The organism is Pseudoalteromonas sp. ECSMB14103, from assembly GCF_000813065.1.
Taxonomy (GTDB): domain Bacteria; phylum Pseudomonadota; class Gammaproteobacteria; order Enterobacterales; family Alteromonadaceae; genus Pseudoalteromonas; species Pseudoalteromonas marina.
The window spans coordinates 239,507-260,005 of record NZ_JWGY01000001.1 but is presented as its reverse complement, the minus strand read 5'-3'; the positions used below and the strand labels follow the sequence as shown (position 1 = coordinate 260,005).

23 protein-coding genes are annotated in these 20,499 nt (G+C 40.0%); 14 read left to right on the top strand and 9 right to left on the bottom strand.

Going from position 1 to position 20,499, the window contains the following annotated elements:
• Window positions 1-15: 15 nt before the first annotated feature.
• From murA to RF53_RS01135, 7 genes are read right to left on the bottom strand one after another with little or no spacing between them, the layout of a single operon-like run.
• Window positions 16-1,275: a UDP-N-acetylglucosamine 1-carboxyvinyltransferase gene (gene murA, locus RF53_RS01165; RefSeq protein ID WP_006792110.1), complete on the bottom strand. Its 1,260-nt coding sequence runs from the start codon at window positions 1,273-1,275 to the stop codon at window positions 16-18.
• Window positions 1,276-1,288: 13 nt separating this feature from the next.
• Window positions 1,289-1,546 carry a BolA family protein gene (locus RF53_RS01160; protein WP_006792109.1) on the bottom strand — a complete coding sequence of 86 codons (258 nt, stop codon included), beginning with the start codon at window positions 1,544-1,546 and terminating at the stop codon, window positions 1,289-1,291.
• 5 nt (window positions 1,547-1,551) lie between these two features.
• A complete protein-coding gene (locus RF53_RS01155; protein ID WP_006792108.1) occupies window positions 1,552-1,845 on the bottom strand; it encodes an STAS domain-containing protein in 294 nt (97 codons plus the stop codon).
• Window positions 1,838-2,518, bottom strand: coding sequence for an MlaC/ttg2D family ABC transporter substrate-binding protein (locus RF53_RS01150; RefSeq protein WP_010555664.1), 681 nt, complete (start codon window positions 2,516-2,518; stop codon window positions 1,838-1,840). Before RF53_RS01150 ends, RF53_RS01155 begins: the two co-directional genes overlap by 8 nt.
• Window positions 2,519-2,523: 5 nt before the next feature.
• The gene (gene mlaD, locus RF53_RS01145) at window positions 2,524-3,072 is read right to left on the bottom strand and encodes an outer membrane lipid asymmetry maintenance protein MlaD (RefSeq protein WP_006792106.1); all 549 of its coding nucleotides are present in this window, start codon (window positions 3,070-3,072) and stop codon (window positions 2,524-2,526) included.
• A gap of 14 nt (window positions 3,073-3,086) precedes the next feature.
• Window positions 3,087-3,866, bottom strand: a complete 780-nt coding sequence (mlaE, locus tag RF53_RS01140) for a lipid asymmetry maintenance ABC transporter permease subunit MlaE (RefSeq protein WP_006792105.1) — start codon at window positions 3,864-3,866, stop codon at window positions 3,087-3,089.
• The gene (locus RF53_RS01135; RefSeq protein WP_074210176.1) at window positions 3,866-4,681 is read right to left on the bottom strand and encodes an ATP-binding cassette domain-containing protein; all 816 of its coding nucleotides are present in this window, start codon (window positions 4,679-4,681) and stop codon (window positions 3,866-3,868) included. The genes mlaE and RF53_RS01135 overlap by 1 nt, the downstream gene beginning before the upstream one ends.
• A 381-nt stretch (window positions 4,682-5,062) precedes the next feature.
• On the opposite strand from RF53_RS01135, the gene RF53_RS01130 reads away from it, so the two are divergent.
• The 12 genes from RF53_RS01130 (at window position 5,063) to mgtE (ending at window position 14,345) form a co-directional block, all read left to right on the top strand.
• Window positions 5,063-6,031 carry a calcium/sodium antiporter gene (locus tag RF53_RS01130; protein ID WP_033019047.1) on the top strand — a complete coding sequence of 323 codons (969 nt, stop codon included), beginning with the start codon at window positions 5,063-5,065 and terminating at the stop codon, window positions 6,029-6,031.
• Between the two features lie 3 nt (window positions 6,032-6,034).
• Window positions 6,035-7,006 carry a KpsF/GutQ family sugar-phosphate isomerase gene (locus tag RF53_RS01125; RefSeq protein WP_039036371.1) on the top strand — a complete coding sequence of 324 codons (972 nt, stop codon included), beginning with the start codon at window positions 6,035-6,037 and terminating at the stop codon, window positions 7,004-7,006.
• Window positions 7,007-7,558 (top strand): 3-deoxy-manno-octulosonate-8-phosphatase KdsC, encoded by a 552-nt coding sequence (gene kdsC / locus RF53_RS01120; protein WP_039036370.1) that lies wholly within the window; start codon window positions 7,007-7,009, stop codon window positions 7,556-7,558.
• Entirely contained in the window at window positions 7,555-8,109 is a 555-nt protein-coding gene (gene lptC, locus RF53_RS01115; protein WP_006792100.1) for an LPS export ABC transporter periplasmic protein LptC, read from the top strand. Before kdsC ends, lptC begins: the two co-directional genes overlap by 4 nt.
• Window positions 8,099-8,635: a lipopolysaccharide transport periplasmic protein LptA gene (gene lptA, locus RF53_RS01110; RefSeq protein WP_039036369.1), complete on the top strand. Its 537-nt coding sequence runs from the start codon at window positions 8,099-8,101 to the stop codon at window positions 8,633-8,635. Before lptC ends, lptA begins: the two co-directional genes overlap by 11 nt.
• Complete coding sequence (lptB, locus tag RF53_RS01105) at window positions 8,632-9,357, top strand: LPS export ABC transporter ATP-binding protein (RefSeq protein WP_006792098.1); 726 nt, start codon at window positions 8,632-8,634, stop codon at window positions 9,355-9,357. The genes lptA and lptB overlap by 4 nt, the downstream gene beginning before the upstream one ends.
• A 69-nt stretch (window positions 9,358-9,426) precedes the next feature.
• Window positions 9,427-10,926 (top strand): RNA polymerase factor sigma-54, encoded by a 1,500-nt coding sequence (locus RF53_RS01100; protein ID WP_006792097.1) that lies wholly within the window; start codon window positions 9,427-9,429, stop codon window positions 10,924-10,926.
• Between the two features lie 26 nt (window positions 10,927-10,952).
• On the top strand, window positions 10,953-11,240 hold the full coding sequence (gene hpf / locus RF53_RS01095) for a ribosome hibernation promoting factor (protein ID WP_006792096.1): 288 nt from the start codon (window positions 10,953-10,955) through the stop codon (window positions 11,238-11,240).
• A gap of 4 nt (window positions 11,241-11,244) precedes the next feature.
• Window positions 11,245-11,697, top strand: a complete 453-nt coding sequence (gene ptsN / locus RF53_RS01090; protein WP_039036786.1) for a PTS IIA-like nitrogen regulatory protein PtsN — start codon at window positions 11,245-11,247, stop codon at window positions 11,695-11,697.
• Between the two features lie 19 nt (window positions 11,698-11,716).
• On the top strand, window positions 11,717-12,562 hold the full coding sequence (gene rapZ, locus RF53_RS01085; protein WP_039036368.1) for an RNase adapter RapZ: 846 nt from the start codon (window positions 11,717-11,719) through the stop codon (window positions 12,560-12,562).
• 43 nt (window positions 12,563-12,605) lie between these two features.
• Window positions 12,606-12,878 carry an HPr family phosphocarrier protein gene (locus tag RF53_RS01080; protein ID WP_006792093.1) on the top strand — a complete coding sequence of 91 codons (273 nt, stop codon included), beginning with the start codon at window positions 12,606-12,608 and terminating at the stop codon, window positions 12,876-12,878.
• Window positions 12,879-12,986: 108 nt separating this feature from the next.
• Window positions 12,987-14,345, top strand: coding sequence for a magnesium transporter (gene mgtE, locus RF53_RS01075; protein ID WP_006792092.1), 1,359 nt, complete (start codon window positions 12,987-12,989; stop codon window positions 14,343-14,345).
• Window positions 14,346-14,413: 68 nt separating this feature from the next.
• Here mgtE and RF53_RS01070 read toward each other — a convergent pair whose 3' ends face one another.
• Entirely contained in the window at window positions 14,414-16,600 is a 2,187-nt protein-coding gene (locus RF53_RS01070) for a YgiQ family radical SAM protein (protein ID WP_039036367.1), read from the bottom strand.
• 107 nt (window positions 16,601-16,707) lie between these two features.
• Entirely contained in the window at window positions 16,708-18,903 is a 2,196-nt protein-coding gene (locus tag RF53_RS01065) for a bifunctional diguanylate cyclase/phosphodiesterase (RefSeq protein WP_039036366.1), read from the bottom strand.
• Window positions 18,904-19,055: 152 nt separating this feature from the next.
• Between RF53_RS01065 and RF53_RS01060 the strand changes: the two genes are divergently transcribed.
• Together RF53_RS01060 and RF53_RS01055 are read left to right on the top strand one after the other, a co-directional pair.
• Complete coding sequence (locus RF53_RS01060; RefSeq protein ID WP_039036365.1) at window positions 19,056-19,637, top strand: SRPBCC family protein; 582 nt, start codon at window positions 19,056-19,058, stop codon at window positions 19,635-19,637.
• Window positions 19,606-20,493 carry a TIGR03899 family protein gene (locus tag RF53_RS01055; protein WP_039036364.1) on the top strand — a complete coding sequence of 296 codons (888 nt, stop codon included), beginning with the start codon at window positions 19,606-19,608 and terminating at the stop codon, window positions 20,491-20,493. The genes RF53_RS01060 and RF53_RS01055 overlap by 32 nt, the downstream gene beginning before the upstream one ends.
• Window positions 20,494-20,499 lie beyond the last annotated feature (6 nt).

Sequence of the window (20,499 nt, the reverse complement as noted above, 5' to 3'; positions counted from 1 at the left end):
CATCATTTAAACGTGTTAGCTTGCTTTACGCTTTATGTTAGCGCCTAGCGCGCTGAGTTTATCCTCAATACGCTGATACCCTCTATCAACGTGATAAATACGATCAACAACTGTTTCACCTTGCGCTACAATCCCTGTAAGGATTAAGCTTGCTGATGCTCGTAAATCCGTAGCCATAACTTGAGCGCCAGAAAGACTTTTAGTCTCACCACATATTGCTGTGTTGCCTTCTAAACGAATGTTTGCGCCCATGCGCTGTAACTCAGGCACATGCATGAAACGGTTCTCAAAAATAGTTTCTGTAATTGTCGCGCTGCCATTAGCCACTACATTAAGTGCAGTAAACTGAGCTTGCATATCGGTTGGGAACCCTGGATGCGGGGCTGTTTTAACATTCACCGCTTTAAGCTCACGACCACGCATATCCAGATAAATAGAATCGTCTTTCACTTCAAGTAAGGCATTTGTCGCGCGCAGTTTTTCAATAACCGGTTCAAGTGAATGAAAGTCTGTGTTTTTACACAATACTTCACCGCCAGCCATTGCTGCAGCAACTAAGAACGTACCTGTTTCAATACGATCCGGTAAAATTTTATGTTCACAACCGGATAAGCGTTCTACGCCTTCAATTTCAATACGGCTCGTCCCTGCGCCTGTAATTTTAGCACCCATTGCAATCAAGCAATTTGCTAAATCGGTAATTTCAGGTTCACGGGCTGCGTTTTCAAGTACTGTTTTACCATCGGCCAGCGCTGCTGCCATCAACAAGTTCTCGGTTGCGCCTACACTGACCATCTCCATAAAGATCTCAGCGCCTTTAAGGCGACCATCCACTTTTGCATTGATATAGCCATTTTCAACACTAATTTGCGCACCTAAACGTTCCATGCCTTGAATGTGAATATCAACAGGGCGAGCACCAATAGCACAGCCGCCTGGCAATGAAACTTGTGCCTCACCAAAGCGAGCAACTAAAGGCCCTAATGCTAATACAGACGCGCGCATTTGCTTTACTAAATCGTATGGGGCCAACGTTTTATCAACAGTTGCACCATCTATGACGAGGGTGTCACCCTGCCAATTTACATCTGCACCTAATGTTTTTAGCAAAGCTTCAGTAGTTACAATATCGCGTAAGCGTGGCACATTGGTAAATGTGCTTTTACCGTCGGCCAAAAGTGAGGCAAATAAAATAGGCAGTGCCGCGTTTTTAGCACCAGAAATAGTCACCTCACCAGCAAGTGAAGTGCCACCTTGAATTACAAATTGATCCATTAGGAGGCCCTATTTATTGCGGTAAAATAAATTTTTGTTCGCGTTTCCACTCAGTCGGTGTAAAAGCACGAATAGAAACTGCATGAATAGTACCGTCTGAAATAGTATTCATTAGTGGACCATATACTAGCTGTTGCTTTTTAACTCGGCTTAAACCGTCGAAGCACTCACCCACGGCAACAACTTCATAATGGCTTCCATTGGCTTTTACATGAACTTCTGCTAATTGAAGTTCTTCGCGTAATAATGTTTCGACTTGGCTAGTTTCCATAACTCTCACTCAAATAGGGTTGTAACTTGACCCAATTGCATTAAATTTTGCAATTGCTCAGGTGGATTTTGCAATTCAAGGCGAATACCTTGCTGCTTTAATTCTGCAAAAGAGTGAATTAACCAAGCTAAGCCGGCTGTGTCAACCCTTGACACCCCACTTAGGTCAAAATAGATGGTTTTATGCTTAGTTTGTAGCTGCTTGTTCAGAAGTTGTTCATCGCCAATTGAATTTCGAGAGAGCTCGCCGCTCGCTCGAAACTGTTGATCATCAATTTGGCTTATCGCCAATTTAGTCATTCGAGCTGCTGCCTCTAAATTGAACTGGAAGCTTACTTTTTTGCTCTAAAAGGTCACTTACTTTGTCAATACCTTGCTGACGCAAAATGCCTTGTAGCTCACTTTGCTTAGCATCTAACAAGCTTATGCCTTCAGCAATCATGTCGTATGCACGCCACTGACCACTGCGATCTTCACGAACTTTAAAATCAATGCGAATATCTGGCTTACCATCTTCAATAATTTTTGTTTTAACTACAACCACATCCTGACCTTTAAATGGTTGCGGTGCACCAAATTCAACGTGTTGGTTAGTATATTGAGTAAATACACCTGCATACGTAGCAACTAAATACTCTCTAAACACGCCAATAAAGCGCTGAATGTCTTTAATTGCTTGTGCTTTTTCAGCATCATCTGTGATTGCTCGTACCTTAGATACTTCACTTCCTAAAACACGCAGTGCTGCGTATTTATAATCAATATAGGGCATCAACTCTTCTTCAACGATAACGCGAAGATACTCTTGATCTTTAACAATCAATGGTTGATCTTTTTTGATTCGGTCAAATGTATGCTCTGATACCTTGCGCACCATTTTATTTGGATCGTCTAACTTTACTTCTGCAGCACTCACCGTTTGCATTAGGCTTAATGCGCTAAGCGTTATAATAGCTAAATACTTTTTCAACATAATAATTACTCACTACCTTGGTTGAATAAAAACTGCCCAATTAATTCTTCTAACACAATGGCAGACTTGGTATCAATAATTGAATCCCCATTCCCTAACGCCTTACTTTCTACGCCAAATAAATCATCAATTGCTGTATCTTGTTCATTGTTGGTTACTGTTTCACCTAAACAGCGCTGTTCAGCTGAACTGGAGGCAATAACAGGATTTATACCTAAGTATTGCTCGCCTAAAATACCCGATGTAAGTATGGATATAGAGCTTGTATCTGAAAAACGACATAAGTATTGCGCATCAATAGTCATATCAACCACAGGTAAAAACTCTTTTGGATGAACATAAATTGACTCAACGCGACCAATTACCACACCACCTACTTTGATGGGGGCTCGTGCTTTTAATGAGCCAATATTTTCAAACTTTGCATTGAGTGAATAAGTTTCGCCTGAGCCACTAATACCTGCATTCGCTACTTTAAGCGCTAACATAGCAAAAGCTAAAATGCCAAGCGCTACAAAAAAGCCAACTAAAATTTCTAATTTCCGTGAATTCATTATTTATACCCTAATTAGCTGGTAAACATTACCGCTGTCAAAATAAAGTCGAAACCTAAAACGGCCAATGACGAGTGTACAACTGTCTCGGTAGTTGCTTTGCTGATCCCTTCCGACGTTGGAACACAGTCATAGCCTTTGTAAAGTGCAATCCAAGTAACCACTATTGCAAATACAAAGCTTTTAATTATGCCGTTTAGTACATCTGCCTGAAACGACACTTGCGATTGCATAATTGACCAAAAACTACCGGTATCTACACCTAACCAATCAACCCCGACTAAATGAGCCCCTATAATTGCAACGGCAGAGAATATAATTGCAAGTAAAGGCATGCTAATAAAACCAGCCCAAAAGCGAGGTGCAATAATACGTTTGAGTGGATCAATTGCCATCATCTCTAATGATGATAATTGTTCGGTGGCTTTCATGAGACCTATTTCTGCGGTAAGTGCACTACCTGCACGCCCAGCAAATAATAGCGCGGTAACTACAGGGCCTAGCTCACGTAATAAACTCAGTGCTACAAGTGGCCCTAAGCTATCTTCAGCACCATACCCTACTAATACGGTGTAGCCTTGCAATGCGAGTACCATACCGATAAACAAGCCTGATACCATTATAATAAGCAGCGACTGCGAACCCACCATATAAAGCTGGCGAACAAGCAGCGGAGTGCCTTTTTTAAAATTAGGAACATGCGCGAGTGCGCTGAACAACATGTAAGCTGAGCGACCAAGGGCAGCAAAGCGACCCAGAGTTTTATGCCCTAACTTTTGAAACAAATCCAACATTAGGCTTTTTCTCCAAGCAACTCATCTGCATAGGCTTGCGCAGGGAAATGAAATGGCACAGGACCATCAGACAAACCTTTTAAAAATTGCTGAACTAGCTCAGATTCATGATTGCGCATTTCATCTGGCGTACCTGAGCCTATTACGCCCTGATCGGCAATAATAATAACGTGATCGGCAATACTCATTACTTCAGTTACATCATGGGTCACAATTAAAGACGATAAACCTAATACTTGATTGAGCGATTTAATTAACTTTACAAGCACGCCCATTGAGATAGGATCTTGGCCAGCAAACGGTTCGTCATACATGATGAGCTCTGGATCGAGCGCTATTGCGCGAGCAAGAGCAGCACGCCTTGCCATCCCACCTGATAACTCTGAGGGCATTAAATCTTTAGCACCGCGTAAACCCACAGCCTGCAACTTCATTAACACCACTAAACGAATAAGATCTTCACTTAGTTTTGTGTGCTCACGAATCGGAAAAGCAATATTGTCAAACACAGACATGTCGGTAAACAAGGCACCACTTTGAAATAGCATGCTCATTTTTGTACGCGCTTCGTATAATTCTGAACGCGTCATGGAAGGAATACTGCCACCTTCAAATAAAATATCACCCGAATCAGGTTTTAATTGGCCACCAATTAAACGCAACATGGTGGTTTTACCAATACCGCTTGGCCCCATAATCGCAGTGATTTTGCCTTTAGGCACACTAAAGCTCATATTTTTATATATGACCCTATCGCCCCTGGAAAAGCTAACATCCTTGACTTCTACTATTGATTGCGACAAGTCGCTCTCCATAAAAATGTTCACTAGTGCCCCTATTTTAAATCTTTTTGATCCAATATGGAAAAAACAATTCGTAAGATTTTGTAATGTACGTTTAAAACACACATTAAGACTCACTCATCTTCACTTAACCAACACTTAAACTGAGGTCTATTACCTATTAAGGTTAAATTTTCAGCAACCCATTTAGAATTTTGGCAAGTTAGTACCTGGTGGTGTAGTTATTCCCCATACATCAGCAAAACTTTAATACTGAAAGCCTAACAGCCCCGACTAATTAATTTAGTAAAATGAATTAGTCTACGTAGTTGACCTTACTCTTTTATTTATACTTTCATCGTGGCATTTGTTACTATTCGCGCCATTCCTATTTTGAATAACTGGCTTAATACAATGGTTACCTCGTTTGTTATTTTGATTCTTGGTTTTGCAGCCCTAGTTTGGAGTGCTGACAGGTTTGTTTATGGTGCGGCCGCACTGGCTAAAAACTTTGGCGTACCAACCTTAATTGTTGGTTTGACTGTTGTTGCCATGGGCTCATCAGCACCTGAAATGATGGTGTCAGCCTCTGCTGCATTGGCTGGAAAAACAGACACAGCGGTAGGTAACGCAATTGGCTCAAATATCACAAATATTTTACTGGTATTAGGTATTACCGCTTTATTTAGGCCTCTTAGCGTTTCTTCAAGTACATTAAAACGTGAAATCCCATTAGTGCTTATCGTATCTCTAGCTACTTGGTATATTTTTTCAGATAACTACTTTTCGCTTGCTGAAGGCGTTGCCTTATTAATTGGTTTTGTCGTCTTTATTGGTGGGCTGATTATTGTTTCGCTACGTGCTAAAAATCAAACAGACCCATTTGTATCAGAAGCATGTGATGAAGTACCCAATGACGTACCAACAAAAAAAGCAGTCATTTGGTTAGTTATTGGTATGGTATTACTCCCTGTCAGTGCACATTTTTTAATAGATTCAGCGGTCGATATTGCAAAATATTTTGGCCTAAGCGATTTAGTCATTGGCTTAACAATTATTGCAATAGGTACTAGCTTGCCCGAGCTTGCAGCTTCAATAGCAGGGGTTCTTAAAAATGAAGATGACTTAGCACTGGGTAATATTGTTGGCTCTAATATTTTTAATATTCTTGCCGTGCTGCCTTTCGCAGGCATTATTAACCCTTCTGTTATTGACCCGTCTGTTGCTAACCGCGACATACTTATTATGATTGGTGCCACGGTTGCGCTTATTATCATGTCATTGAACTTTAGAGGTGCTCAGCGCATCAATAGAGTAGAGGGCGGCTTATTATTAATCGCTTTTTTAGGCTACCAAGGGTATATTTTCAGTCAAGTAGGGTAAGTAATGGCAACGCTAAATTTTATTAAACAAGGCCTACGTGTATTAGACATAGAGCGCCAAGCATTGAGTGATATTGCACAATATGTGGATGAAAATTTTCATCAAGCATGTCAGTTAATATACGACTGCCAAGGCCGAACTATTGTTATAGGCATGGGAAAATCGGGTCATATTGGCAATAAAATAGCGGCGACATTAGCAAGTACTGGCAGCCCTGCATTTTTTGTACACCCAGGTGAGGCAAGCCATGGCGACTTAGGTATGATCACTAAAAATGATGTGGTTATGCTAATTTCTAATTCTGGTGAAACAAGCGAAGTCCTCAATATAATTCCCGTTTTGAAACGCCTCGGCGCAAAAATGATAGCCATGACAGGCAACGCTAGCTCAACAATGGCAACGCTTGCAAACGTACATATTTGCATAAAAGTACAAAAAGAAGCCTGTTCGTTAGGCTTAGCCCCTACAGCAAGCACAACAGCAACACTTGCAATGGGCGATGCCATGGCGGTTGCACTGTTAGAAGCTCGCGGTTTTACAGCTGATGACTTTGCGCTATCTCACCCCGGCGGCAGTTTAGGTAAACGTTTACTGCTGACCCTAAAAGATGTCATGCATAGCGGTAAAAACACACCTATTATTAACGTTACTCAAACTATAAAAGATGCACTGATAGAAATGTCGGCAAAAGGCTTAGGCATGACAGCCATAGTTGATTCTCAGCAACAACTTGTAGGGCTCTTTACCGACGGTGATTTACGTCGTATTTTAGAACAACGAATTGATATACATACAACACAAATAGATGTTGTAATGACCAAGTCCTGCACAACGGCAACGCAAGATATTTTGGCCGCTGAAGCACTTAATATTATGGAGCAAAAGCGTATTAATGGTTTAATCATCGTTAATGAGCAAAACCACCCTATTGGTGCATTAAATATGCAAGACTTACTAAAAGCAGGAGTATTATAAATGCAATTTGAAGAGCTCTATCAACCATTGAGTGAAGACGCAAAAGCACGTGCAAAAAAAGTAAAGCTACTTATTTGTGATATTGATGGTGTGTTTTCTGATGGTCGCATTTATTTGGGTAACCAAGGCGAAGAGCTCAAAGCATTTAATACAAAAGATGGCTTTGGCATTAAAGCGCTAATTAATAGTGGCTTTGAAGTTGCGGTAATTACAGGACGCCACTCAAAAATAGTACAACAGCGTATGACAAGCTTAACAGTACAACATATATACCAAGGCCAAGAAAATAAATTACTCGCTTACGAAGAACTAAAAACAAAGCTCAATTTAAATGATGAGCAAATTGCCTACATTGGCGATGATGGCCCAGACATGCCAGTGATGGAGTTAGTAGGGTTTTCTGTTGCAGTAAATGACGCACATCCGCTAATAAAACGTTTAGCACATTATACAACACAAATGCCAGGTGGCTTTGGTGCAGTGAGAGAACTAACCGACCTGCTAATGCTTGAAAATAACAAACCTTTGACCACAAAAGGGACTAGTTCATGAATGCAGCGCGCATAATATTAAGCGTTTTATTCATCAGCTGTATGGTTTGGCTTTGGTACCCTTATTTTACACAAGTAAATTTACCACAACAAACCGAAGCAGACATAATTGCAAAGCCAGATTACACAGCCATAGAGCTAAAACAAACAGCGTATGACGAAAATGGGAAAATCAGCCATAAAGTAACGGCAGCGCGAATGGAGCTATATCAAGAATTAGGGTTTACCTTTTTTGATAAACCTATTTTTACGCTATACAACAACAAGCAAACATGGCGAATTAACGCTAATGAAGCAACATTGTACGAAGGCAGACAATTAATATTAGAAGGTAACGTTGTTGCTAGTAATTTAACTGATAACGCAATGATAGATAAAATTAATGCTGATAACATTCAGGTAGATATAAAATTACTAACGATGCAATCAGAGCAGCCTGTCATTGTTACAGGGCCCAATTTAAAAATCACCGGTAAAGGCTTAGAAGCCGATTTAAAAACCGAAGTGATAAAATTAATTAACCATACGCGAACTATTTATTATGACCAATAAACTATCAACACTCTTTATTATTCCAACATTTTTACTTGCATTAGGTACTAATGCCGCTGAACCAACAGCGCCAATTTCTGCAAATCAAATTTCGATTAGTGCGGATAAACAAGAGGGTCAACTAAAAGAAAACGTAGGTATCTTCGAAAAAAATGTTGAAATTATTCATGGCGACAGAAAAATTACCGCAGACCGCCTTGAGGTTCACAAGCGCGATGAGCTAGGCGACAACAAGCAATTGTTAATAGCTACAGGTAAGCCTGCTTATTTTGAAGAAAAACAAGCCGACGGCACAATAATGCGCGCCAGCGCTAATGAAGTTAGATACGATGTTTCAACGCGTTTTTTAACATTAATTGGAGATGCAGAGATATCTCAAGCTGGGCAAAAAATGAATGCTAAAAGCATTACCTACGATATAGAACAGCAGCTTATTAGCGCCGAAAAAGATGAAAGCTCAACTGACCGTGTACACACTATCTTAGTGCCTGTGGAGCCTAAAAAAAATGACAAAGGCCAACCATGAGTACATTAAAAGCAGAGCTACTAGCCAAAAGCTACAAAGGCCGTGAAGTTGTAAAAAATGTGGGCTTAGAAGTTAAAGCTGGCAGTATTGTAGGCTTGCTTGGGCCAAACGGCGCAGGTAAAACAACAACCTTTTACATGATTGTAGGCTTAGTCCCTAGCGACAAAGGCAAAATATCTATCGATGATAACGATATTACGCTTTTACCTATGCACAGTCGTGCTAGATTAGGCATAGGCTACTTACCACAAGAGTCGTCTATATTCAGAAAATTAACAGTGTATCAAAACTTAATGGCTATTTTAGAAACTCGAAAGGAGCTCACTAAACAAGCCAGAGAAGATACATTGAATAATCTATTAGATGAATTTAGCATTCAACACATTCGCGATAGCAAAGGTATGGCATTATCGGGCGGAGAACGTCGCCGAGTAGAGATTGCACGTGCTTTAGCCGCAGATCCAAAGTTTATTTTGCTAGACGAACCATTTGCCGGTGTTGACCCTATCTCAGTATTAGATATTAAAAAAATTATTGAACACCTGAAAAACCGTGGGATTGGCGTATTAATAACAGACCACAATGTAAGAGAAACCCTTGATGTTTGCGAAAAAGCCTACATTGTTTCTCATGGGGAACTGATTGCTTCTGGTACCCCTGAACACGTATTAAATGATAAAACTGTACGCGATGTATATTTAGGCGAGCAATTTAGGCTGTAACATTTACGCCTTATTTATAAGCATCTGCTAGTATTAACTATAACAACTTAAAAGGATTGTTAGAGATACATGAGGCAATCACTACAGCTGCGCATGGGCCAGCAACTTACAATGACACCTCAGTTGCAACAAGCTATTCGCTTGCTGCAATTAAGCACATTGGATCTTCAGCAAGAAATACAAGAAGCGCTCGACAGCAACCCATTACTTGAGGTTGAGGAGCAAGACTATGCCGATGATCTTGCGGGCAAAAATGAGCAAAAAGCAGATAACGATGAAGTTACAGTAACCGTATCTGCAGATGAAGCCCCTAGCGAGTATGAACAAGACAGTGGTGAAGCGCTTGCTAAAGATACTGTAAGTGACGACATGGCAATGGACGTTAGCTGGGATGAGTACATGAGTGCAGCCCCTGCATCATCTTCAGGACCAATGCCTGAAGATGAGTCTATATATCAGGGCGCATCAACTGAAACGCTTCACGAATACTTAATGTGGCAATTACAATTAACGCCATTTAGCCCTACAGATGAAGCCATTGCTATTGCTATTGTAGAAGCGGTGGATGATTCAGGCATACTGACACTCAGTTGCGAAGAGATTTTAGAGAGCTTTAATCAAGATAACGATGATGACGTTGAGGTTGAACTTGACGAAATAGAAGCGGTATTAAAGCGCATTCAGCTATTTGACCCAGTGGGTATTGCGGCACGTAGCTTACAAGAGTGTTTGTGTATTCAGTTAAATCAATTTGATAAAGGCACGCCTTTTATTGATGAAACAAAAATGATTTTAACCGAGCACATTGATTTGTTAGCTGCTCGTGACTACCGTACATTAATGAAAAAAACGAAGCTCAAAGAAGATGAGCTTAAAGAAGTAATGACACTTATTCATACGCTCAACCCTAAGCCTGCAGACACAATAGTACGAGAAGAGTCTGAGTATGTAATACCTGATGTGTCAGTTAAAAAAATTAAAGGCCGCTGGATTGTAGAGTTAAACCCAGACAGCATGCCAAAAATTCGTGTAAACAGCCAATATGCAGCGATGTCGCGTACAGTTAAATCAAGCGGCGACAGTCAATTTATTCGCTCACATTTACAAGAAGCTAAATGGTTTATAAAAAGCTTAGAAAGTAGAAATGATACACTTTTAAAAGTAACTAACTGTATTGTTAAACAACAACAGGGCTTTTTTGAACACGGCCCAGAAGCCATGAAACCGATGGTTTTAAATGATGTTGCCGAAATGGTAGAAATGCACGAATCAACAATTTCGCGCGTAACTACGCAAAAGTATATGCACACACCGCGTGGAATATTTGAGCTTAAATACTTTTTCTCAAGCCACGTAAGTACCGAAAATGGTGGAGAATGTTCATCTACGGCAATACGTGCACTTATTAAAAAATTAATCGCAGCAGAAAACTCAGCAAAACCATTGAGTGATAGCAAAATTGCGGATATATTGGCTGAGCAAGGAATTAAAGTAGCGAGACGTACAATCGCAAAATATCGCGAATCTCTGGCTATTCCACCGTCAAATCAGCGAAAGAGCCTGATCTAAGACGCTAAACAAAGAGGGTAATGCTTATGCAACTAAATTTAACTGGTCGTCATGTAGAACTAACTGATTCATTAAGAGACTATATAAATACCAAATTTGCGAAGCTAGAAAGGCACTCTGATCATATTAATAATGTTCATGTCATTCTTGATATAGAAAAACTAAATCAAAAAGCAGAAGCAACTATTCATGTAAGTGGTGCTGAATTATTCGCATCCACTGAACATCAAGATATGTATGCAGCTATTGATTCATTGATTGACAAGCTTGACCGTCAAGTAATTAAACACAAAGAGAAGCTTGCTCGACACTAATATGATGAAATTAAGTTCACTTATATGCCAGGACTGCAGTAAAGCTGCGGTCCTTTTTAATAGTAAAAAAAGAATTTTAGAGTTTATTAGCGAGCTGGCTCACGATAAATTTCCGTATTTATCTCAACAGGATATTTTGGGCGCTTTATTAACCCGCGAAAAGCTAGGCAGCACAGGGATAGGCAGAGGTATTGCTATTCCACATGGCCGAATGAGCGGCGCACAAGAACCTTTAGCATTGGTGTTAGTAAGTGAAACACCGATTAATTTTGATGCTATAGACAACCGCCCTGTTGATATTTTTGTTGCACTCATCGTACCTGAAGGCGATAACCAACAGCATTTAAAGACGCTAGCAACGATAGCTGATAAACTAAAAAATAAAGAATTTTGTAAGCAGCTTCGCTGTGCTAAATCGGATGCTGAGTTGTATCAAATTATTGTTGACCAATCGTAACAAATTTAAAGGGTGATTAATGGAGTTGATTATCATAAGTGGCCGTTCTGGTTCTGGTAAGTCGGTTGCTTTGCGCGTTGTTGAAGATCTAGGTTATTATTGCGTAGATAACATTCCAGTAAATTTATTACCTTCTTTAATTAGAAGCGTTTCTGATAACTACGATAAAATTGCCGTTAGTATAGATGTGCGAAATTTACCAAAAGAGCAAGATGAATTTAATCACATCATCGAATACTTACCGGGTTTTACAAAACCAACGCTGTTCTACTTAGACAGTGAAGATCAAACCCTTATTAAGCGCTTTTCTGAAACCAGACGCTTACACCCTTTATCAATAGATTCACTTCCGCTTGATTTAGCCATAAAAAAAGAAAAAGAACTTCTCGATGTGCTAATTACGCGCGCCGATTACATGATCGATACCAGTGAGCTAAGCGTTCATCAACTTGCTGAATCAATTCGCGAAAAAATATTAGGTAAAAAAGATAAGCAGCTGATTGTTACATTTGAATCATTTGGTTTTAAACATGGCATTCCTAAAGAGGCAGATTACGTATTTGATGCACGTTTTTTACCTAACCCGCACTGGGAGCCTGAACTAAAACCACTCAATGGCCTAGACCAACCAGTAAAAGATTATTTGGCTAGCCACAGCATAGTTCAAAAATTTACATGGCAAATACAAACCTTTGTACAAACATGGCTACCACACCTAGAGCGAAATAACAGAAGCTATTTAACTATTGCGATTGGCTGTACTGGCGGGCAACATCGCTCTGTATATTTAGCGCAAACAATTGGCGAAAGCTTTGCAGTTACGCATCCCAATGTAAAAATACGTCACAGAGAACAAGAAAAGTAATTTTACAAAACTAATAACCTGTTCAGCTTTGATAGAGTAATGTATGCGTATAGAAGACACTTTTTTAATACAAAATAAATTAGGACTGCATGCCAGAGCCGCGACTGTATTAGCCCAACTCGCTGTAAAATTTGATGCTTCAATCACCTTGTTTCAAGATGATAAAGAAGCTGCTGGTGACAGTGTATTAGCACTGATGCTACTTGAAAGTAGCCAAGGTAAAGAAGTTAAAGTGGTATGTGAAGGGCCTGATGCAGAGCAAGCTTTAAATGCAATTGGAGAACTTATTTCGCAACGATTTAACGAACAAGAGTAACGTTAATTTTTAACATTTAAATAAAATAACTATAATCAAAATAACTGGCTGCTAGGTCGTACTCCCCCACCCATTAGGTAACAGTTACAGTATAAATAAAGGACGCCAATGCCCGAAGCTTTTGAACAAGACTACCCACTACAACAACTAAAACAAGTGACCAAGTCACTTAATAGTGGTCAGTTTGTTCAAGTTAGGCGCATGCTCGCAAAAACAGCGCCATGTGATACTGCGTTATTATTAGAATCATCTCCACACAAAATTCGTCGCTTGCTATGGCAGTTAGTTGATCCTGATGTTCAAGGTGATGTACTCGAAGAATTATCAGAAGACGTGCGCCTGGGTATTATTGCCCAAATGGAGCCTGAGCACATTGCTGCTGCCACTGAAGACATGGGTCACGATGACCTAGGTGAAGTATTACGTAGTTTGCCTGACACCGTTTACCAAGACGTTGTTAGCGCCATGGACACCCAAGATAGAGAACGCGCAACACAAGCGCTATCTTATCAAGAGCGTTCTGCAGGTGCACTCATGAACACCGATACGGTAACTATTCGCCCGGATGTGACCATTGATGTCGTACTACGTTATATTCGACTTCGCGGAGAGTTACCTGAAGGCACTGATGACCTGTATGTGGTTGATAAACATAACTGCTTTATTGGTGCTTTATCGCTGAGTACATTGCTAACTAATCCACCAGAAAAAATTGTTCGCGATTTAATGGATGAAGAATGTGAGTCAATTCCAATTTCAATGGATGAAAGTGAAGTCGCACAACTGTTTGAGCGCCATAATTGGATCTCGGCCCCAGTTGTTGATGACAACGATCAGCTACTTGGTCGTGTCACGATCGATGATATTGTTGACGTAATTCGTGAAGACGCCGAACATAGTTTACTGAGTTTGGCGGGCCTTGATGATGAAGAAGATACCTTTGCCCCTGTCTTAAAAAGCTCTAAAAAACGCTCAGTATGGTTAGGAGTTAACTTATTAACTGCGCTTGCGGCCGCCTTTGTAGCCAGTTTTTTTGAAAGCACACTCGATATTTTACCCATATTAGCAGTGCTTAATGGCATTGTTCCTTCTATGGGCGGTGTTGCTGGTAGTCAATCACTCACACTTGTTATTCGTGGTATAGCTGTTGGTCATATAAATCAAACCAACCAACGCTTTTTAATGATGAAAGAACTCGCTATTGGAGCACTCAATGGCATTTTGTGGTCATTGTTGATAGCGGGTGTTATTGCACTTTGGCAGTGGGACTTTATGCTCGGCGGCGTACTCGCTTTTGCCATGTTTATGAACTTAGTTGTGGCAGGGGTTGCTGGTGCAAGTATTCCAATTTTACTTAAAAAAATGAATATAGACCCTGCACTTGCAGGCAGTGTAGTGCTAACAACAGTGACAGATATTGTGGGTATTTTTGCCTTTTTAGGCACCGCCACTTGGCTGTTAATATAAATTTAAAAGCTGTTATAAAAAACGCGCAGTTAATTTATAGCTGCGCGTTTTTATTGTCTCGGTAATAACTATCTGGCTTTGTGCCTATTTCCACCCACTTTAGGTTTTGTATTAGCCTTTTTAAACTGACTAAATCCCGTATGACGTGTAAGCGCTGGGCGAGCCCCTTTACGGCCTTTATTAACGGTTTTACCCGCTTTTTCATCACGGCCTTCTTCTGGCACTAAACAGTTTGGCCCTTTGCCAATTAAGTTGGCTTTACCCATTTTGCGAAGTGCTTCACGTATCATTGGCCAGCCCGATGCATCATGGTAGCGCAAAATAGCTTTGTGTAATCTGCGCTGGCGTGCTCCTTTTGGCACTGGCACTACTTCACTATTATTCTTGATATTACGCAGTGAGTTCATCTCTGTATGGTAAATAGTGGTCGCATTGGCCATTGGAGATGGATAAAAGTTTTGCACTTGATCCAACTTAAAGTCGTTAGACTTAAGCCATAAAGCCATGTTTACCATATCTTCGTCTTTAGTTCCTGGATGCGCAGAAATAAAATACGGAATTAAATACTGCTTTTTACCCGCTTCTTTCGAGTACTTATCAAATAATTCTTTAAATTGATCGTAAGCACCCATGCCTGGCTTCATCATTTTTGATAATGGACCGTCTTCAGTATGCTCTGGCGCTATTTTTAGATACCCGCCCACATGATGTGTCACCAGCTCTTTAACATAGCGAGGATCGCGTACAGCAAGGTCATAGCGAACGCCCGAAGCGATAAGAACTTTTTTAATGCCTTTTACATCACGTGCTTTTTTGTATAAGTCGATTGTAGGCGTGTGATCCGTGTCCATGTGCTTACAAATATCAGGGTATACGCACGATAAGCGTCGGCAGGTACTTTCTGCTTTTTTGCTTGTACAACGTAATTTGTACATGTTGGCCGTTGGCCCACCTAAATCGGAAATAACGCCAGTAAAACCGGGCACTTTATCTCTGATCTGTTCAATTTCTTCAATAATGGACTCTTGCGATCGGCTTTGAATAATACGCCCTTCGTGCTCTGTAATCGAACAGAATGAACACCCACCAAAACAGCCACGCATAATATTCACCGACGTTTTTATCATGTCGTAAGCAGGTATTTTAGCGTCGCCATAACGTGGATGAGGAATTCGTTGATAAGGTAATCCAAATACCGCATCCATTTCATGTGTTTCTAAAGGATAAGCCGGTGGATTCACCCAAATAGAGCGATCGCCATGACGCTGAAATAAAGCTCTTGCACAACCAGGGTTAGTTTCTTGGTGTAATATCCTTGAGGCATGCGCGTATAAAGGTTTGTTAACACTTACTTGCTCGTACGCTGGAAGTTTAACATACGTTTTCTCCCATGGCTTAGGACGCGCTGGCTGCACGGTAATAGGCTTTGCAGCTTCTGCTTTTAAATCAATACCTGCTTGTTTAAACTCAGACTTGCTACAGCCAACATCATCGGCTCCGTAAGGGTTTGGAATGGGGTCTATTTTACCTATTTTATCAATAGCTGTTGAATCACTCCCCCGCCAGCCCGGCAAAGGTTCTTTACGAATCACAGCGGTACCACGAATGTCTTGAATCGTATCCATCGTTTCACCACCGGCAATACGGTGGGCAACTTCTACTAATGGGCGCTCAGCATTTCCGTAAATCAATATATCGGCTTTTGAGTCAAACAAAATGCTACGGCGCACTTTTTCTTGCCAATAATCATAATGGGCTATCCTGCGAAGGCTGGCCTCAATACCGCCAATAACAATAGGAATACCTTTGTATGCTTCACGACACTTCTGAGAGTAAATCATCACCGCTCGATCTGGGCGTTTACCACCTACGTTGTCTGGTGTATAAGCATCATCGTGACGCATACGCTTTTCAGCTGTATAACGGTTAATCATTGAGTCCATGTTACCAGCAGTTACACCAAAAAATAGGTTTGGCCTGCCAAGCTCCATAAATGCATCTTTTGTATCCCATTTGGGCTGAGCAATAATACCTACTCTAAAACCTTGCGCTTCGAGCACACGTCCGATTACTGCCATCCCAAAGCTTGGGTGGTCAACATACGCATCACCACTAATTATTATTATGTCGCAGCTATCCCAGCCAAGTGCATCCATTTCTTCGCGTGATGTAGGTAAAAATGGTGCAGTGCCGTAACACTCAGCCCAATACTTGGGGTAAGAGAATAAGGCGCGCTTAGCTTTGAGTGTGCTCATAAATGTGACCGTAGAATAACAAAAGGCGCAAATTATACATCATAGACTTGTTTATATATACAACATTACAACGTATGAAATACCTTTAACACTAAGCCTATAACTATCTATGTTTTTCGTTTACTAATGAACTCTAATAACTTGTTTTCAGGCATAGGTTTAGCATACATAAACCCTTGTACTTCATCGCATCCCAAGTCTTTTAAAAACTTAGCTTGTTCCTGCGTTTCAACACCCTCTGCTATTGTTTTTAAACCTAACTTTGCACCTAACGATATTACTAATCCAGCAACGGCACCGGTATCACCATTATTAAGATCTTTAATAAACGACCTATCAATCTTTAGTCTATCGATAGGAAGGCTTTGTATATAACTTAATGAAGAAAACCCTGTGCCAAAGTCATCAATAGCCACTTCAATACCCAACGCCTTAAGCTCCCTCAGAGTATTAATAACCGTGTCTAATTCATCCATTACTACGCTTTCAGTGACTTCAAGCTCAATGTTTTTTGGGTCCACACCGTATTTTAGTAAGGTATTTTTTACTGTTTGCGCATACCCTTTAACTTTAAATTGCGGAACCGACACGTTAACAGCAATACATATTTCAGTTCCTTCATTTTCTAATCGCTTTTGCTGTTGGCACGCTTGCTCTAACACCCACTGCCCTATATCAACGATGAGTCCAGCGTCTTCAGCTAAAGGTATGAACACTGCGGGTGAAATGTAGGAGCCATTTTCCAACGGCCAGCGTAAAAGAGCTTCGCAACCAATTAATGACAAATCATCAAACGATAACTGCGGTTGGTACCATACTTCGAGCTTCCCTCTGGCAAAATCATGGCGCAGCTGTCTAATTAAACCTAATCGCCACTCCATTTTTTCTTGCATATCAATACTGTAATAAACACCTTCCTTGTGCTTTATTTTTTTAGCATGATTTAAAGCAATATAAGCCACTTTTAATGTTTCTAAACCAGAGCCTTGAAAGTCTTGCTGTTGGCATAAGCCAATTCTAAAATCGATGGGTAACACATGTTCCGCAGCAGAAAACGACGGACTTAACTTTTCATTAAAATCAGTTAAAACAAATTCACTTTTTGGGATTAAAAAACCAAATACATCAGCACCTACACGAGAGAGTAATTGAGCTGTGGGGACAACTGCTCTCAAACGCTCAACAATAGCAATAAGTAGCTTATTACCTACATCTTGCCCTAAGCCATCATTTATATCTGAGAAGTTAATAACGTCTAACAAAACAAACACATATTTGTTTTCACTGACGTTTTGAAAATCATCTATGCGCTCAATAAAATCAGTTCTATTTGAAATACCAGTGAGTAGGTCTCTATAAGCTGCATCTCTTAGCTTTACAAACAACCGTATATTATCGAGCGCAATACTAATATTAGTTAAAAATATTTCAGCAAACTGCAGTTGAATATCTGTCGGTGCTCCACCACTCTCAATGTATAAAGCAGCTTTGCGGTGCTTACTTTTTAAAATAAAGGTGATGCTGTTGTCTGTATATTGATGAGTGAGTTGTCCAAAACAGGCCTCAACCTGAGATAACGCAGTTTGGTTAACATTAACTAATTTTTCACCAAAATATTCTTCGTACTTTTCACACCCGCCCAGAACCTGAATAAAATTTTCACCATCAAGCTTGGTACAAATTAATCCGTTAGATTTACAACCTAAAATAACCCCCATAAATTCAAGTGCTTTATTGCACAATACTTTTATATCTGTTTGCCCCAAAATGTATTTAGAGGCAGATAAAATAGTATTCATCGCTTGCGCTTGATACTCAAGTAGGCATATCTGTTCGTAAGAACGAATAGCAGCGATAAGCGTTGTCACAAGTTTTGAGCGTGTCAGCTCTGTTTTAGTTTTGTAATCGTTTATATCGTATTCACGAATAACTTTTTCTTCGGGGATATTAGCGGCTTGGCCCGTACGTAAAATAATGCGAACGCGTTTGTTATTAAGAGTGTCTCTGACATGTTTAACCACCTGAAAGCCGGCATCGTCAGTTTCCATAATAACGTCTAAAAAAATAACAGATATATCATTGGGCTGAGTTAGTATATTTTTGGCCTCAGCGCCAGAATATGCGTGATGAAACCTAAGCCTAGCACCACCATACTCTAGTCCAGATAATGCGAGTTTTGTAACCGTATGAATTTCTTCGTCGTCGTCTACAATTAAAATATCCCAAAAACGAGATGGCTCAACAACTATTTCGTCGTCTTGCTGTGGGTCTAAAAATAGAAAATCATTTTGTTCAGACGACATATTTACCCTTTTTCTGATACTGCTTAATGCTTAAATATTCTAACGTAATGTTTAAAAAGCTATAAATTTAGTTTTTGGCTTATGATCTAATTCATACTATAGTCGATTAACAAAAAGTTGTTACATATATAGTTAAAAAAACTACCAAAGGTATGGTTATTAAATTATTAAAAGTACTGTTCAAATATGTATTAGTTTTACTACTTATAATAGTCGTAGTCGGATTACTGCTGCCACAAGATTATCGTGTAAGTAAACACGTAGAAATTAATGCCAATACCAGCACAATAAAAACACTTGTTGCAGACTTTAACCAATGGCACACATGGTCACCTTGGCAGCAAGTAGACCCCACCATTGAGTTTATTGTTAATGAACCTGGCGCTGGTGTAGGCGCTCATCAATCATGGATAGGAAAATGGGGATATGGTGAAATGACTATAACCTCCCTAAGTGATGATGAAATGTCGTTCAACATATTGCTAAATAATGAACACATTATTGAAGGCACACTCACATTTTCACCGCAGGCAAATGCCAATATCGTGACCTGTTATATTGAGGGACAATCAACGACTCTTCTCATTTCAGGCTATATGGCACTCGTATATGAGTATATTTTAAATAACACTCTAGAGCTTGGGTTAAATAATTTAAAAACCGTAGCACAATTAAGCGATATACAAAGCGTAGCAAATAGCCATGACAGTAAAAACAGCACAAGCACGGATTAATCTAGCTAATATAATAGAATCGTTACTTGGCTACCCTGTGACTAAGGTGCCCAACAACGACACTTCGCCATCATCAGAACAAAGTTACAATACAAAAGGGCAAGTAAAACCGCAGTACCATATAAATAGCGAACACCCTTTGCTGACTCGCGCAAAGCAAAGACAAGATTTACTGGCTATTAAGCGCCAACAAAATATAGAAGCTATCTTAACCAAAGCAATGGAGTTTTGCCCCGATGTAGCTAGCAATAAACACCCTGATGCAGATTGGGTTGAACACTTTATTGCTTTATGTGAGGACACCTCAAATAGCTCTATGCAAGCATTGTGGGCAAAAATTTTAACCGGTGAAACATTAAGCCCGGGGACTTTTTCAATTAAAAGCTTACAAACACTAAAACACATGACTCAGCGCGAAGCCGACTCTTTGCAAAAATGCGTGTCTTTGTCAGGTTATAATGAAAAAGACGATAGCCACTTTATTTTACTTGGCTTTTATAAAAAACCGTCTTTATTTGACCTACTTCGTAAGGGAAATAAAGTGTCATTAAATTTAGGTAAAACAGGAATAGGCTTTCCTGATATTTTAACTTTAATGGATTTGAATTTGCTTTACAGAAAAGAAATCGAATCTGCGGTGCTTAAAGCTGGCCAAGAACTCACGTTGTCGTTTTTATCTCAAAAGGTGACGCTTAAAGCAAAAAATAGTGATTTGGTTTTAAGCTATTACAAATTCACACAAACCGGCGATGAACTATCTAAACTCATACGATTTCCTGTAAATAAAGTATATAAGCAGCTGGTAAACACGGCACTAGAGGGAGAGTTTGATTTAGCGTGGCATACTACAAAATAGGACGCC

What these genes read in the sequence shown, in the direction of transcription:
- murA (WP_006792110.1), bottom strand. Translation starts at nt 1,275, where the DNA reads ATGGATCAATTTGTAATTCAAGGTGGCACTTCACTTGCTGGTGAGGTG.
- RF53_RS01070 (WP_039036367.1), bottom strand. Translation starts at nt 16,600, where the DNA reads ATGAGCACACTCAAAGCTAAGCGCGCCTTATTCTCTTACCCCAAGTAT.
- RF53_RS01125 (WP_039036371.1), top strand. Translation starts at nt 6,035, where the DNA reads ATGGCAACGCTAAATTTTATTAAACAAGGCCTACGTGTATTAGACATA.
- hpf (WP_006792096.1), top strand. Translation starts at nt 10,953, where the DNA reads ATGCAACTAAATTTAACTGGTCGTCATGTAGAACTAACTGATTCATTA.
- lptC (WP_006792100.1), top strand. Translation starts at nt 7,555, where the DNA reads ATGAATGCAGCGCGCATAATATTAAGCGTTTTATTCATCAGCTGTATG.
- kdsC (WP_039036370.1), top strand. Translation starts at nt 7,007, where the DNA reads ATGCAATTTGAAGAGCTCTATCAACCATTGAGTGAAGACGCAAAAGCA.
- RF53_RS01055 (WP_039036364.1), top strand. Translation starts at nt 19,606, where the DNA reads ATGACAGTAAAAACAGCACAAGCACGGATTAATCTAGCTAATATAATA.
- RF53_RS01155 (WP_006792108.1), bottom strand. Translation starts at nt 1,845, where the DNA reads ATGACTAAATTGGCGATAAGCCAAATTGATGATCAACAGTTTCGAGCG.
- RF53_RS01160 (WP_006792109.1), bottom strand. Translation starts at nt 1,546, where the DNA reads ATGGAAACTAGCCAAGTCGAAACATTATTACGCGAAGAACTTCAATTA.
- RF53_RS01065 (WP_039036366.1), bottom strand. Translation starts at nt 18,903, where the DNA reads ATGTCGTCTGAACAAAATGATTTTCTATTTTTAGACCCACAGCAAGAC.
- RF53_RS01100 (WP_006792097.1), top strand. Translation starts at nt 9,427, where the DNA reads ATGAGGCAATCACTACAGCTGCGCATGGGCCAGCAACTTACAATGACA.
- rapZ (WP_039036368.1), top strand. Translation starts at nt 11,717, where the DNA reads ATGGAGTTGATTATCATAAGTGGCCGTTCTGGTTCTGGTAAGTCGGTT.
- RF53_RS01130 (WP_033019047.1), top strand. Translation starts at nt 5,063, where the DNA reads ATGGTTACCTCGTTTGTTATTTTGATTCTTGGTTTTGCAGCCCTAGTT.
- RF53_RS01080 (WP_006792093.1), top strand. Translation starts at nt 12,606, where the DNA reads ATGCGTATAGAAGACACTTTTTTAATACAAAATAAATTAGGACTGCAT.
- RF53_RS01135 (WP_074210176.1), bottom strand. Translation starts at nt 4,681, where the DNA reads ATGGAGAGCGACTTGTCGCAATCAATAGTAGAAGTCAAGGATGTTAGC.
- lptB (WP_006792098.1), top strand. Translation starts at nt 8,632, where the DNA reads ATGAGTACATTAAAAGCAGAGCTACTAGCCAAAAGCTACAAAGGCCGT.
- mlaE (WP_006792105.1), bottom strand. Translation starts at nt 3,866, where the DNA reads ATGTTGGATTTGTTTCAAAAGTTAGGGCATAAAACTCTGGGTCGCTTT.
- ptsN (WP_039036786.1), top strand. Translation starts at nt 11,245, where the DNA reads ATGAAATTAAGTTCACTTATATGCCAGGACTGCAGTAAAGCTGCGGTC.
- RF53_RS01060 (WP_039036365.1), top strand. Translation starts at nt 19,056, where the DNA reads ATGGTTATTAAATTATTAAAAGTACTGTTCAAATATGTATTAGTTTTA.
- mlaD (WP_006792106.1), bottom strand. Translation starts at nt 3,072, where the DNA reads ATGAATTCACGGAAATTAGAAATTTTAGTTGGCTTTTTTGTAGCGCTT.
- lptA (WP_039036369.1), top strand. Translation starts at nt 8,099, where the DNA reads ATGACCAATAAACTATCAACACTCTTTATTATTCCAACATTTTTACTT.
- mgtE (WP_006792092.1), top strand. Translation starts at nt 12,987, where the DNA reads ATGCCCGAAGCTTTTGAACAAGACTACCCACTACAACAACTAAAACAA.
- RF53_RS01150 (WP_010555664.1), bottom strand. Translation starts at nt 2,518, where the DNA reads ATGTTGAAAAAGTATTTAGCTATTATAACGCTTAGCGCATTAAGCCTA.